Origin of the sequence: Novosphingobium pokkalii (assembly GCF_014652855.1) — a bacterium.
GTDB lineage: Bacteria > Pseudomonadota > Alphaproteobacteria > Sphingomonadales > Sphingomonadaceae > Novosphingobium > Novosphingobium pokkalii.
The window spans coordinates 247,656-261,434 of record NZ_BMZP01000001.1; the positions used below are offsets into that span (position 1 = coordinate 247,656).

At 68.0% G+C, this 13,779-nt stretch carries 9 protein-coding genes; 1 reads left to right on the top strand and 8 read right to left on the bottom strand.

What is annotated here, in order from left to right; genetic code table 11:
- Positions 1-56 precede the first annotated feature (56 nt).
- On the top strand, positions 57-584 hold the full coding sequence (locus IE191_RS01160; protein ID WP_191322503.1) for a DUF2141 domain-containing protein: 528 nt from the start codon (positions 57-59) through the stop codon (positions 582-584).
- Positions 585-666: 82 nt separating this feature from the next.
- On the opposite strand, the gene IE191_RS01165 is transcribed toward IE191_RS01160, so the two are convergent.
- The 8 genes from IE191_RS01165 to IE191_RS01200 all read right to left on the bottom strand — a co-directional run bounded on the left by IE191_RS01165 (position 667) and on the right by IE191_RS01200 (position 13,747).
- Positions 667-1,254, bottom strand: a complete 588-nt coding sequence (locus IE191_RS01165; RefSeq protein ID WP_191322504.1) for a TetR/AcrR family transcriptional regulator — start codon at positions 1,252-1,254, stop codon at positions 667-669.
- A gap of 100 nt (positions 1,255-1,354) precedes the next feature.
- Positions 1,355-3,175 carry a GGDEF domain-containing protein gene (locus IE191_RS01170; RefSeq protein ID WP_229815012.1) on the bottom strand — a complete coding sequence of 607 codons (1,821 nt, stop codon included), beginning with the start codon at positions 3,173-3,175 and terminating at the stop codon, positions 1,355-1,357.
- Positions 3,176-3,334: 159 nt separating this feature from the next.
- On the bottom strand, positions 3,335-5,782 hold the full coding sequence (locus IE191_RS01175; RefSeq protein ID WP_229815013.1) for a TonB-dependent receptor: 2,448 nt from the start codon (positions 5,780-5,782) through the stop codon (positions 3,335-3,337).
- A gap of 71 nt (positions 5,783-5,853) precedes the next feature.
- Positions 5,854-6,549 carry a response regulator transcription factor gene (locus IE191_RS01180; RefSeq protein ID WP_229815014.1) on the bottom strand — a complete coding sequence of 232 codons (696 nt, stop codon included), beginning with the start codon at positions 6,547-6,549 and terminating at the stop codon, positions 5,854-5,856.
- Positions 6,546-7,832, bottom strand: coding sequence for a sensor histidine kinase (locus IE191_RS01185; protein WP_191322507.1), 1,287 nt, complete (start codon positions 7,830-7,832; stop codon positions 6,546-6,548). The genes IE191_RS01180 and IE191_RS01185 overlap by 4 nt, the downstream gene beginning before the upstream one ends.
- A 57-nt stretch (positions 7,833-7,889) precedes the next feature.
- The gene (locus IE191_RS01190) at positions 7,890-9,329 is read right to left on the bottom strand and encodes an efflux transporter outer membrane subunit (RefSeq protein ID WP_191322508.1); all 1,440 of its coding nucleotides are present in this window, start codon (positions 9,327-9,329) and stop codon (positions 7,890-7,892) included.
- Positions 9,322-10,503 (bottom strand): efflux RND transporter periplasmic adaptor subunit, encoded by a 1,182-nt coding sequence (locus IE191_RS01195; protein WP_191322509.1) that lies wholly within the window; start codon positions 10,501-10,503, stop codon positions 9,322-9,324. The genes IE191_RS01190 and IE191_RS01195 overlap by 8 nt, the downstream gene beginning before the upstream one ends.
- The gene (locus tag IE191_RS01200) at positions 10,493-13,747 is read right to left on the bottom strand and encodes an efflux RND transporter permease subunit (protein WP_191322510.1); all 3,255 of its coding nucleotides are present in this window, start codon (positions 13,745-13,747) and stop codon (positions 10,493-10,495) included. Before IE191_RS01200 ends, IE191_RS01195 begins: the two co-directional genes overlap by 11 nt.
- Positions 13,748-13,779: the final 32 nt, after the last annotated feature.

Consider the following 13,779-nt stretch of genomic DNA (forward strand, 5'->3'; position numbering starts at 1 on the left):
CTTTTCCCGCCGCGCCCGGGTGCGGCGGGAACACCGGCTTCCCAGGAGACCTGACAATGCCCCTTCCCCCTCGCAACCGCCGCCATTGGGCTCTCGCACCACTATTGGTGACCCTGCTTGCGCCCATGGGCGCGGCCGCGCAGCCGCAGATCCGCACGCCGGACCAAGCCTGCCTGCCCGGCCAGCCTTCGCTCACGGTGGAGGTTTCCGGTTTCGTCAACGACAACGGCACCGTGCGGGCGCAGCTCTACGGGCCGGGTGGCGCCCGTTTCCTCGACAAGGGGCAATGGGCCATGCGGATCGAGCAGCGGCGCCAGGGACCAGGCCCGATGCGCTTCTGCTTTCCCATCACGCAGCCGGGTGACTATGCCGTGGCGGTGCGCCACGATGCCAATGCCAACGGCAAGTCCGACTGGAACGATGGGGGTGGCTTCACCCGCAATCCACATCTCTCCGTGTTCAAGCTCAAACCCGCGTTCGCCGCAACGGCCGTGGCTGTGGGGCAGCGCCCGGTGACCGTGCCCGTCGTGATGCAGTATCGGCGCGGCCTGGTGATCGGCCCGCTAGAGCGCGATCGGCTTTGACTGGGTCAAAGCCGGCGCTCTAGCATTTTGATTTGCCGCATTTTCCGAGTCGGCAGGTGATTCCACCTGCCTTGAAAATGCTTTAAAGCGATGAAGGCGCGGGCGCGAGTTGGGCCGGCAGGACCAGGCGGACCAGATCGGCGGCATCGGGCGTCGACAGGAACGTGAGCGCAGGCGCATAGGCGATCTCGAACAAGAGCGCACCCAGCACTTCAGGCTCGGCCGCGCCGCCGGGAAAGCGCTGGCGCAGATAGCCACCCAGCCCGCGCCAGCCCCGGCGCACGATCTCTTCCAAGCGCTCCAGACAGGGCGCGCCGGCCGGCTGCGTGCGCGCCAGTTCCATCACCGATAAGGACCATCCACCGTGGCGTGAACGCTCCTGCGCCCACTGCGCGACCATATCGACCACGGCCGACAGATCGGCCGCGCCATCAAGGTCGGCCAGCAACTGGCCCAGATTGCCGATCGCCTCGGCGCTCAGCACTTCCAGGTAGATCGCTTCCTTGCTGTCGAAATTGGAATAGACCGCGCCCTTCGTAAAGCCGGCCGCCTCGGCGATCCGTTCCAGCGAGGTGATGGCATAGCCGTCGCGGCGAAAGAGATCGCTGGCCGCCTGCAACAGGCGCTCCCTGGTGCGCGCCTGGCTTTCACTCCGCTTGAGACGCGCCACCCGCGTGTTCTCCCTTGGCTTCCTGGTGGCAGTCGTTCCGCTGCCTCGGCCCACGGGATTAGCCGCGGCCCCGCAGCCGACGCAAGAGGCGGGAAGAAAATCAGTCTATCGACGCGATACGCGGCATGACCAGGCCATGCTCGCTTTCGGCATAGACCACGTCCGGCGCGATCACCACACGGTTGCGACCCTGGTGCTTGGCCGCGTAGAGCGCGGCATCGGCGGTGCGATAGAGCGCGGCGAAATCGTCGCCCGGCCGGGCCAGGGCAACGCCGATGCTCACCGTCACTTCGCCCGGCCCCATGATCGCGCCGTGGTCGCAGGCGCCAAGGCCTGCCCGCACGCTCTCGGCCAGTTGCAGGGCGGCAAATCGCCCCATGCCGCTGGTCAGCAGCGCAAACTCCTCGCCCCCGAGGCGGGCGGAAATGCACAGTGCGCCGTCCCACCGCGCCAGGCGCCGGGCCAGGGTGACCAGCACGGCATCACCCGCTTCGTGGCCATGGCTGTCGTTGATCATCTTGAAGCGATCGACATCGAGCAGCAGCAGCGCCACCGTGTCACCCTCGTCCAGCGTCGGGCCGCCGGTCTCGTTCACGCGATCGAGCAGAGGCGCAATGGCTTCCAGAAAGCCGCGACGGTTGCGCAGGCCGGTCAAGGGATCGCGGCGCGCCTGTTCCTGCGCGGCGGCCTCGGCCATCAGGGCGCGATCGCGCTCGATCCGCATGCCCATGAAGCGGCGAGTGGCGGCCACGGCCAGCCAGACCGTCTGCCATGATGAGGCAGCCAGCACCATCATCTGCGAGCCGCCACCCCAGAACGCATGGCTGACATCGATGATGCCGGAACTGCCCATGACGATCATCGGCACGGCCCATGCCCCGACGAAAGCCTTGGCCGGCGCACTGCCCCGCCGCCACGCAACGATCAGGCACGAGCCCGCCAGCACCAGCAGCAGCAGCACGAGAATACCCAGCAGACCGGCCCAGAATTCCATCGGCCCGCTGCGCATGACGCTGAGCGGCACGCCCAGCGCGCAGCAGGTGATCGCCACGGCCCGCGTCACGCGGCCGAGCCACTTGGGCACGTGAACGGGATCGAGCGCGGTCAGCAGACTGAACGTGGCCAGCAAGGTCGCCAGGCACGAAAGCGCGGTGCAGGCCTGCGCGGAAACGGCTCCAGCAAGGCCCGGCAGGAAAAAGAGATGGAACTGCGACCACATTGCCCCCCAGGCGACCATGCAGGTGGCCCAGGCGCCCTGCCACGCCGGGAACTGCCGCCGCACCGCGATCGCCAATCCAAAGTTGTAGACCGCACCCAGCGCCAGCAACATCAACGCCGCACCGATCATGCTGGCCATGGCCGTTGCCTGCAACTGCGCCTGGCCCCCGTCGATCAGGCGCATGCGCAACATCGGCGCCGACGACACACGATCAAAGCGCAAGACCACGCCCGATAGCGGCGCATCGCGGTCTGGCGGAATGAAGGCGATCTGGCCACCCAGGCGCCAGCGCGCACCATAGTCGCCGCGCGCCACGCCCTGCCAATCGACGCTGCCATCGGCATAGAAAAACCCGACGCGCAGCGCGTCGAACCGCGAGGAGTGGACCATCAGCACCGGGTTGGCCCCGGCCTGCGCCAGGGTGCCGGCGTTAACCTTGATCCACAGGCTGCCGTGCTGGTAGTCGCGCGGATCGGGCGTGCAGGAAAACTGCGCCGGCATGCGCCCGTCCTGGCCCGCCGGCGGCGTCACACCCACGGCATGGCAGGCGTTTTCCAGCGTAATCCAGTGGTCCGGCACGGCTGCGAACGCAGGCGCCGCCAGGCCCAACGCGAGCCAGGCGCAAAGGCCCAGCAGTACGCGCGCCGCGATCATCGCCATCCCCGCCGTGAACTGTTCAATCCCTGTTGTCGAACCCTTCATGCTCAGGCGTTTACCACAAATCCTTATGGAAATGCTTACCGCCGAAAAAATCCGGCCCGACGCCGGGGGGAGGGCGTCGGGCCGGTGGGGTAACAACTGGCCTGGGGAGTGGGGATGGCCGGTTGTCGGGGGGACTGTTTCTGTGGGCCGGGCCAGCCTTCAGAAGCGCAAGCGGGCGCCTACCTGGATCGATCGCGGGGCACCTGGTGCAAAGAACGTGGAATTGAGCAGCGGACGCTCGCCGTCGATCACTGGCCCGGCAAAGGGCCGCGAGACTACCTGGCCCTGCGCGTCGAACGCCGTGGCCCCCAGTTGCGCGGCCGTGGCATAGGCCTTGTCGAACAGGTTGCGCACCATCGCGAACAGCGTGATGCCGGGGCCTGGACGCACTTCGCCGCCCAGGTTGAACACTGCATAGGGATCGGTCTTGCCGGGGCCGAGATAATAGGTGCCGTCAGGCTGATGGGCATTGTTTTCGTTGCCGCGTGCATAGACGCCGGACACCGCGACCATGTCCAGATCGAGGCTGAGCCACGGCGCCGCTTCCCAGCCCAAGGCCGCCTTCGCGGTGTGGCGCGGCAGCAGCGGAATGCGATTTCCGGGCCGTATTTCGATCGCGCCTTCGAAACCCGGTGCAGGCGCATCGTTGCTGCTGTTGCCCGATCCGTTGACCGTCTCGCCAGAGCGATAGGTGGCATCGAGCAGGGTATAGCTCGCCGACAGCGTGAAGCGCCCGGCGCGGGCCTTGGCGGACAGTTCCAGGCCCTGGCGCCGCGTCTTGCCGAAATTGCGGAAATAGCCATAGCCAGACGCATCATTGGCCACGAACAGGATGTCATCGCTGCTGTCGGTGCGAAACAGCGCGGCATGCACATGGCCCCAGGCATTGCCGGCATCGAACCGCATTTCCACGGTACGGGCAATCACCTGGCGCAGCGGCGGATCGCCGGCCAAGGCATTGGGCAGGCGGCAGGGGCTTTCCGGATCGGAGCAGCCAAGCTCGATGGCCGAAGGCGCACGGCTCGCCTGGCTCCACGCCAGCGACAGGTTGGCCCCCTTCGCCACCGCCCCGGTCAGCGTGACCGCCGGGTTGAGTCGATGGTAGACCGGGCTGGAATCGAGCGACCCGGTGCCACCGCCGGGTGTGATCCCATCGCGGTTGCGCACCGAAACGCGATCGTATCGCGCGGCAAGGTCCAGGCTGATGCCCCGGCCCATGGCCACATGATCGAGCGCATAGGCCGAAAGCGCCGTGGTACGGCTGCGCAGGTCTACCCGCGCGTCGAACGCATTTTCGGAATCCTGCGTGCCATCGGCAAAGGCGCCCGGCCCCGACACCGCCACGACAGTGCGATCGGGCAGGAGATAGCCGAACTGCGTGCTCTGTGTGAAATGCGCGCTGCTTCCGATGTAAGACGCGCCCAGGGTCACGTCATGCCGCAGCGCCCCGGTGGCCAGGCTGGCTGAGGCTTCGAGCGTGGCGCCCCATTCACTCTGCCGGGTCTGCGACCGGTTGACCAGGCCGTCGCACTTCTCGTTGGGCTCGCTGTTGAGCAATACGTTCGCGATGCAACGCCATTTGGGAAACGGGGTGTTGGCCTGGGTTTCGCCGGACACCGGAAATCCGGTGTATCCGGCAGCGGCCAATGCGGCGCGTTCTTCTGCATTGGGCTGGTAGAGGTTTTCCCCCAAGGCATCATCGTTGATGTCGCCATTGTAGGTCTGGGTGCGCAAGTGGCGCCAGAACGCATTGGCGCGTAGGCCCAGACCGCTATCGAATTTGGTTTCGCCGTTGAACACCAGCATGCCCATGCGGTTGCGGGTGTTGTCGGGCGCGGTATAGACACTGCGACGATCGGCGGCGAGCAGGCGCATTTCCTGAAGGCCATTGCCGTTGAGATTCGTATCGGCAAAATGGCCGGTGAGCGAGGCCGACGACGTCGCATCGCTCCATCCCAGCTTGGCCATCGCCCGCGTGGCGCGCGAGGGAGACATCTCGCGCCAGCCATCCTCGCGGAAATGGTCCGCCGCCACGAACCAATCGAGCCCGCCATTCAGTACGCCACCGGCCTCGACACTGCCGGTCACCCGGCCGAACGAACCGCCCGAGGCCTCCAGACCAACGCCGGGGTCGGTCTTGCCGCTCTTGGTGCGCAACACCAGCGCGCCACCCAGCGCATTGCGCCCAAACTGCGGTGCCGCGCCAGAGACCAGATCGATATCGGCAATCGCGCCGGTGGGGATCAGATCCCAACTGACAACATCGCCGAACGGCTGGTTGACGCGCACGCCGTCAAGATAGACCGACAGCCCCTGTGCTGTGCCCAGCAAGGGCGAGGCCGTCATCCCGCGATAGTTGACATCGGGTTGCAGCGGATTGCCCTGCACCTCGTTGATCGTCACGCCCGGGGCGGTGCGAGCAAGCTGTTCGGCCACGCTCACCGCCTGGGTTACTTGCAAGGCCTTGGCATTGCCGATCTCGGGCGCCTCTCCGGCAAGCGGAGTGGCACGCACGATGATGTCGGGACCGCTCGCTTCCTGCGCGTGAGCGGCGCCGACAAGGCCAAGGACTGAAGCCCCGGCACCCAGCAAAAACCGTTTCCTCACCACTGCCCGCCCTCCGTTCTGTTCTGAACGAAGCCGTAACAGGCGGAGACAGAAAGAACCTGAGCAGAGGCTCAGGCTGACCCAAAGTATGAGGGTAATTCCGGCGGCACGAGCCGGAAACCGCGCCCGCGCACCGCTGCGATCGTCAAGGCGCATGGGTATAGCCGCTTTCTCAGCGCGCTGACGGCCACGTCCACGGCGTTGTCGGTGATCACCGCGTCGGCGCCCCATACCCGGTCGACCAGAACAGCGCGTTCGACCACGGCCCCGCGCGCCAGGGCCAATTCGGCCAGTAGCGCCAGGCTGCGCGGCTCCAGAGCCAGCGGCTCGCCTTGCCAGGCCGCCATTCCCTGGGCGCGATCGATCACCAGCCCCCCCCACGCGATCGGTGGAGGCGCCAGTTGCCCGGCGCGGCGCACCAGCACGCCCACGCGCGCGGCCAGTTCGGCAAAGGCAAAGGGCTTGGGCAGATAGTCGTCCGCGCCGGCTTGGAAGCCTTCGAGGCGATCGTCGAGCGCGGTGCGGGCCGTGAGCATCAGGATCGGCATGCCATGGCCGGCGGCGCGAATGGCGCGGCACAGGGCCAGTCCGTCGGCATCGGGGAGCCCGATATCGAGCACCACCGTCGCCACCTGCTCCTGCGCCAGCAGGTCCAGCACGCCGGCGCCCTGGCGCAGCCAACGCACGGCAAGGCCGCGTCCGCCCAGCCCCTGCACCACCGAGCGGCCGATCCCGGCGTCGTCCTCAACCAGCAGGACCATGCTCATGCCACGGCGCCTTGCAGAGGCAGGGAGAAGCGGATCACGCAGCCGCCCTGTGGCTGGTTGGCAGCGGCCACGGCGCCGCCATGCTGTTCCACCACCCAGCGCGCCAGCGCCAGGCCCAGCCCGCTGCCGCCCCGCTGGCGGCCCTCCTGCGCCTGGTAATAGGCATCGAAAATCCGTGGCAGATCGCTCTCCATCACCCCTGGCCCCTGATCGCGCACGGCCACCTCCGCGCACCCGTCGGCCACTGTCACGCTAACCGCAAGCACAGTCTCCATCGGCGCGAATTTCAGGCCATTCTCGATCACGGCCAGCAGAGCCTGGCGCAGCCAGCGCGCGTCCCCCTGCATGGGCAGCGGCCCATCGGGCACGGCCAGTGCGATCGCCACGTCCACGCTGGCGGCATAGACCTGCGCCGCCGCCACGGCTTCTGCCACCACCTGCGCCAGATCGAACGGCGCGTCGGCCAGCACCAGGCGGCCGTCGTCCGCGCTCGCCAGGCCCAGCAGTTCCTCGATGCGGTGGGTCAGGAAGCCGGCCTGCGCCACGACGTGTCCCAGCGTTTCACGCAAGATGCGCGGGTCGGGATCGGGCTGGTCCAGCGCGACTTCGGCCGCGCTGCGCAAGGCGGTCACGGGCGTGCGCAATTCGTGGCTGGCCTTGGCGAAGAACAGGCGGCGCGAGGCATCGACCGCCTCGATCCGCGCAGTGCGGGCCTGCACCATCGCAGCGAGCGCCCGGTTGCTGCGCCACAGCAGCCAGGCGCCGCAACCGGCACAGGCCAGCGCCACGGCAGCCAGCAGGCCAGCCAACACCATGCTGCGCTGCCCGGCGCGGGCGAGCGCCAGGCGTCCGGCCTGCAACTCGCCACTTTCCTGGCCATCGATGGCGCGGGCCAGCTCTTCCAGCCGGGCCTGCGCGCCGGGCGTGCGCGCCAGCTTGGCCAAGGCAGCGGCGCGGGCTACTTCGCGATCGCGATGAGGCTGCGTTTCGGCCGGGGCGAGCCCTGCCTCCTGCCTGACCAGGCCTTCGTAATCTGTGAGGGCGGCATCGAGTGCCGGCCCCTGCCCCGTCGCCGCCAGGGCAACGATACGGGATACGGCCGCGGCTTGCCGTTCCGACAGGCTGGCCAGCACGAACTGGCGATTGGCGCCGCGCGCGCTGATCGCAAAGGCCACCACCAGCCCGGCCAGCGCCGCGACGAGCACTGCAAAGAGCACGGCGGCCAGGCGCGTGCCCCAGGCCAGCCGCCCATCGGCCACAGCAGCGGCAGGATCATGAACCATGGTGCCATCATTGCGGGGGCAGGCCAAAAAGCCAAGCCCCCGCCAGTTGGGTACGCCTCAGCCGCGCTTGGTGGTCGGCGCATCCTGCCAGCCGCCACCGACCGCGCGCAGCAATCGCACGGCCGCGGTCAGGCGCTGGGTATCCACCTCGATCGCCTTCTGCCGCGTGCGCAACGCCGTGGTCTGGGCGTTGACAACGTCGAGATAGCTGACAGCCCCGCGTTCGTAGCGGCGCATGGCCAGCGCTTCGACATTGCCGGCCTGCTCGGCCGCGTGGGTTTCCGACTGCGCCTCGTCGCCCAGGTGATGCAGGCGCGAGAGACCGTCTTCCACATCCTGAACGGCGGAAAGCACGCGGCCGCGATAGTCTGCCGTGGCGGCGTCCCAATCGGCGCGGGCCTGCATCACCTTGGCGTGGCGGCGTCCACCATCGAACAGGGTGAGCAAGGCCGAGGGGCCGATCGACCAGAACGTGTTGGGCGCGGCAATGATGTCGGCCAGCGCCGTGTCCTGCAAACCGACCTGCCCGCCCAGCAGCAGCGAAGGGAAGAACGCCGCCCGCGCCACGCCGATGCGACGGTTGGCGGCATACATCCGCCGTTCCGCCGCCGCGATATCGGGCCGGCGCTGCAACAGCGTGGACGGCACGCCCACCGGCACCGATGGCAGCGTCAGGGCCTGGTCCGATGGCGCCACGGCAAAGCCGGTAGCCGGTACGCCCACCAGCGTGGCAAGGGCATGTTCGGCCAGCGCGCGGGCGTTGCGCGCATCGGCCAGGGCCGCCTGCGCTTCGGCCAACTGGGTCGCCGATTGGCCGGTTTCCATGGCGTTGGCGATGCCGCCTTCAAAGCGGCGACGCGTCATGTGGTCGGCCTGGGCATAAGTCTGCACCGTGGCATCGAGCAGGGCGATGATCCGGTCCTGCCCACGCAGCACGGCATAGCCCTGCGCCAGTTCCGCCTGAAGCTGAAGGCGGGTATCGGCGAGGTCATCGGCGGCGGCCTGCGCGTCGGCACGGCCCGCTGCGACATTGGCCCTCACCCGGCCCCACAGGTCTGCCTCATAGCCGCCCGTCACGCCCACGGTCTGCGCGCCATAGTAATCGGGCTGACTGGCGCCGCGCAGCGGGCGATCGGCCGACTGGCGGTTCTGCGTCACGCTGGCGCCCACGCCAAGCTGGGGATAGAGATCGGCCCGTGCCTGGTGCAGCAGGGCCATGGCCCGGTCATGCCGCGCCACGGCGGCGGCCAGCGAGGGATTGCCGGCGTTGAGCTGCTGCTCCAGCCCATTCAGCACCGGATCGCCAAACACCGTCCACCAGTCGACCGGGGGCATGGCCGTAGCGTCGGCAACCTGGACCCAGGGGCCATTTCCGGCAAAGCTGGCCGGCAGGCTGACCTGTGGGGGACGATAGGCGGGCGCGCTGGAACACCCGGCCAAAGCCAGGGCGCTAGCCAGGCCCAACCCCTTGCGCCATGCGGCGCGGCGCTCAGCCATGGTGCCCCCCATCGACATGGACGGCATCGCCATTGGCGATGGAATCGGGCGGATTGTCGATCACCTTGGCCCCGGCGGACAGGCCGGAGACCACTTCCACGCTCTTGCCCAGATCGCGGCCCAGCGTGATCGGCACCAGGCGCACGCGACCATCGCTGCCCACCGTGGCCACTTGCGTGCCGGCCGAACGGAACAGCAGCGCGCTCGACGGGATCGTCACCGCCCCGCCGCTGCTGGGCACCTTGAACGACACCTGGGCATAGCCGCCCGCGCGCAGCGCATGGGCCGAATTGTCGGCCAGCAACTGCACCTGCAAGGCGCCGTTCTGCGGATTGATCGCGTCAGACGTGCCGACAACCTTGGCGGCAAACGTCTGCCCCGGCTCGTCCGGCACGGTCAGCGTGGCTTCCACCCCCGGTTTCATCGCGGCGGCATAGGCCTGTGGCACGCCCACGTAGATGCGGATGCGGCCGACATCGGCAACGGTGAACATCGGCTGCTGGTTGGTGGCGCCCGGCCCCACCAGATCGCCGATATCGGCAGTGCGCTGTGTCACCACCCCGGCAAAGGGCGCGCGCACGGTAGCATAGCCCTTCATCGCCAGCAGCCGCGCGAGATCGGCTTCCGCCCCGCGCACGGTGGCAACCTGCACGGCCAGGTTGCCGTTGCGCTCATCCGCCTCCTGCTGCGAGACCGAATGGTCGGTCAGCAGGTCGTTCCAGCGCGCGGCGGTGCTGCGCGCCAGCGAGGCACTGGCGCGCGCCTTGGCCAGCGCGGCGCGGGCGGCGACGATCTGCTGGTCCAGTTCGGGCGTCTCGATCGTGGCGAGCGGCGTGCCCTGTCCGACCGTGGCACCGATGTCGCGGGTCCAGGCCTGCATGTAGCCGGGAACGCGGGCAAAGATGTGCGCGGTGTTCCACGCCGCCATCGTGCCCGGCAGGGTGAGTGCGCCGCTGGCCGCCGCCGGGGCCACGTCCACCAGGTGGACAGTGGGGATCGCCTGCGCCTCGCTCCAGGCATGGGTATCGAGCGCCTCGCTGTGGCGGCTGTAGAGCCCGATGCCGACGATAGCGGCGGCTGCCACGGCGGCAACCAGGCCGGCGGTCTTCAGGCCGCGCGGCGCGCGCGCGGGGGCGTCTTCCTGGCCCACGACCAGGCTGGTGTCATTCTGCATGGACAAGGTCTCCCTTGAAGAAAATGGGGTCGGCGGACGGCGGCGGCGTGGGCTGCGATGCAGCGCCGCCGCCCCGCGTCTTGCGATGGACGATGGAGAAGACCACGGGCACGAAGACCAGCGTGGCAATGGTGGCGCAGACCAGGCCGCCGATGACGGCGCGGCCCAGCGGGGCGTTCTGCTCGCCCCCCTCGCCCAGGCCCAGCGCCATCGGCGCCATGCCGATGATCATGGCCAGAGCCGTCATCAGCACGGGACGGAAGCGGGTGGAGCCTGCCTCGATCGCGGCCAGCGTGGCATCGCCCAGGATGGCCAGCCTCTCGCGGGCAAAGCTGATCACCAGCACCGAGTTGGCCGTGGCCACGCCCATGCACATGATCGCCCCGGTCAGCGCCGGCACCGACAGCGGCGTGTGCGTGGCAAACAGCGTCCAGGCAATGCCCGCCAGTGCCGCCGGCAGAGCCGAGACGATCACCGCCGGGTCGATCCAGCTCTGGAAGTTGACGACGATCAGCAGGTAGATCAGCACCACTGCGCCAACCAGGCCCAGCACCAGGCCGGTGAAAGCCGCGTTCATCGTTTCCACCTGGCCGCGGATCGTGACGGTCGATCCCTTGGGCAGGCTGTTGGCCGTGTCCTTGAGGATTTTCTGCACATCGCCGGCCACGGCGCCCAGGTCACGCCCTTGCGTGGTGGCATAGACGTCGAACGCGGGCTGCACCGCATAGTGCGAGATCAGCGCCGGGGTGGGTTCGCGCGTCATCGTGCCCAGCGCGCCGAGCAGTTGCACCGCGCCGGGGCGGGCGGAACTGACCGGGATGTTGTCCAGGGCATTGATGCTGTCGGTGCGATACTGCGGCGTCTGCACCACGATCGGATAGGACACGCCGTTCTTGGGATTGAGCCAGAACGTCGGCGCCACCTGCGCGCTGCCGGCCAGGTTGACCGACAGGCTCTTGGTCACGTCGTTTTCAGTCACGCCAAGGCGATCGGCCTGGGCGCGGTCGATGTCGAAGCGCAGTTCGGGCGCGCTGGTCGCCTGCTGCATCCGCACGTCGGCGATCCCCGCCACGTGGCCCATGCGGCCGGCCAGCATGCGCGCATAGTCGGCGTTGGCCTTGGTGTCGGGGCCGGTGACCATCACGTCGATCGGCGCGGGCGCCCCGAAGTTCAGGATCTGACTGATGATATCGGCCGGCAGGAACGAGAACGTCGTGCCCGGAAAGGCGCGCGGCAAGCGTTCGCGCAGCGCGCGGACATAGCCATCGGTGGGATGGTGCCCTTCGGCCAGCGTGACCAGGATATCGCCATCCTGCGGGCCAATGCTGCCGCTGTTGGCATAGGCGGAGTTGATGCCCGAAGAAGACATGCCGATGTTGTCGACGATCGAGACCAGTTCGCCCGGCGGCACGGTGGCGCGGATCTGGTTCTCCACCTTGTCGAACAGGGCGGCGGTTTCTTCCAGGCGGGTGCCGACCGGCGCGCGCACGTGCAGGCTGATCTGGCCGGCATCGACGCTGGGGAAGAAATTCCGCCCCAGGAACGGCACCAGCACCAGCGACGCCAGCACCACGATCATGAAGCCGGGCACGAAGCGGCGACGATTGGCCAACGCCGCGCGCAGTACCGCGACATACCATGCGCGGATCGCCTCGAAACGCATTTCAAAGCCATGCTGGAACCGGCGCAGCGGATGCATGCCGGGCTTCTGCCCGGTCATCGCATCATGGCTGACCATGATCTCCACCGCGTGTTCCGAACCATGCGCGCGCAGCAGGAAGTTGCTCATCGTCGGCACCAGCGTGCGCGACAGCACGAAGCTGGCGATCATCGCAAAGACCACCGACTTGGCCATGGGCGCGAACAGGAACCCGGCCACGCCCGGCAGGAAGAACATCGGCAGGAAGGCGATGCAGATGCACAGCAGCGACACGAACGCGGGCCGCACGATCTGCTCGGCCCCGTCCATGATCGACTGGGCCACGCCCTTGCCCTGTTCCAGGTGCCAGTTGATGTTCTCGATGGTGACGGTGGCATCGTCCACCAGGATGCCCACGGCCAGCGCCAGGCCGCCAAGGGTCATGATGTTGAGCGTTTCGCCGGTCACCGCCAGCCCCGCCACGGCCGCCAGGATGGCGAGCGGAATGGACGTGGCGATGATCACCGTGGAGCGCCACGAGCCGAGGAACAGCAGGATCATCAGGCTGGTCAGCGCAGCCGCCAGCACGCCTTCGCGCACCACGCCCGAAACCGCCGCCTTCACGAACAGCGACTGGTCGGACAGCAACTGAACCTTGAGGCTGTCGGGCAGCGTTTCCTTGAGCTTGGGCAGCAAGGCCTTGACATCGTTGACGATGTCGACCGTGGAGGCCGAGCCGGACTTGAGGATTGTCATCAACACGGCGCGGCCGCCATCGACGCGCACCTCGTTGACCTGCGGCGGCGAACCATCGTGCACGTGGGCGACATCACCGATGGTCACCGTCGTGCCATCCACCGTGCGGATGGGCAGCGCGTTGAGCTGATCGATCACCTGCGGGCTGTTGTTGAGGCGGATGGAATATTCGAACTCGCCAATCTTGGTGGTGCCGGCGGGTACGATCTGGTTCTGCGCGGCGAGCGCAGCGCCCACGTCGGCGGCGGAAAGATGGCGCTGCAACAGCGCGGCGGGATCGAGGTCGATCTGGATCTGCCGCTCGCGCCCGCCATAGGGCGAAGGCACGGCCGCGCCCTGGACCGTGGCCAGCCGCGGACGGATACCGTTCTGCCCGAGGTCATAGATCGCCTGTTCGGAAAGCTTGCCCGAAGAGAGCGCCATCTTGAGGATCGGCACAGTCGCCGCGCTATAGTTCAGAATCAGCGGCGGCGTGATACCCGGCGGCATCTGCTTGAGCACCGTCTGCGACACAGACGTGACTTGCGCGGTGGCAGTGCGGATATCGACGCCGGGGCGGAAGAAGATCTTCACCACCCCCACGCCGTTCATCGACTGGCTTTCGATATGGTCAATATCGTTGACCGTCGAAGTGAGCGAGCGTTCGTAGTAATAGACCACCCGCCCCGCCATGTCTTCCGGCGGCAGGCCGCGATACTGCCAGACGGCGGCGATCACCGGGATGCGGATGTCGGGAAAGATGTCGGTGGGGGTGCGCAGCCAGGCGATCGAGCCCGAAAGCACGATCAGGATGGCCAGGACGACGAAGGTATAGGGCTTGCTGAGCGCGAGCTTGACCAGTTGCAGCATGGCGTTCCCAAAGGATTTGGCCCACCGCCCGG

Excerpts from the sequence above, each read along its gene's own strand:
- IE191_RS01160 (WP_191322503.1), top strand. The coding sequence starts at position 57 with ATGCCCCTTCCCCCTCGCAACCGCCGCCATTGGGCTCTCGCACCACTA.
- IE191_RS01170 (WP_229815012.1), bottom strand. The coding sequence starts at position 3,175 with ATGAAGGGTTCGACAACAGGGATTGAACAGTTCACGGCGGGGATGGCG.
- IE191_RS01180 (WP_229815014.1), bottom strand. The coding sequence starts at position 6,549 with ATGAGCATGGTCCTGCTGGTTGAGGACGACGCCGGGATCGGCCGCTCG.
- IE191_RS01185 (WP_191322507.1), bottom strand. The coding sequence starts at position 7,832 with ATGGTTCATGATCCTGCCGCTGCTGTGGCCGATGGGCGGCTGGCCTGG.
- IE191_RS01190 (WP_191322508.1), bottom strand. The coding sequence starts at position 9,329 with ATGGCTGAGCGCCGCGCCGCATGGCGCAAGGGGTTGGGCCTGGCTAGC.
- IE191_RS01195 (WP_191322509.1), bottom strand. The coding sequence starts at position 10,503 with ATGCAGAATGACACCAGCCTGGTCGTGGGCCAGGAAGACGCCCCCGCG.
- IE191_RS01200 (WP_191322510.1), bottom strand. The coding sequence starts at position 13,747 with ATGCTGCAACTGGTCAAGCTCGCGCTCAGCAAGCCCTATACCTTCGTC.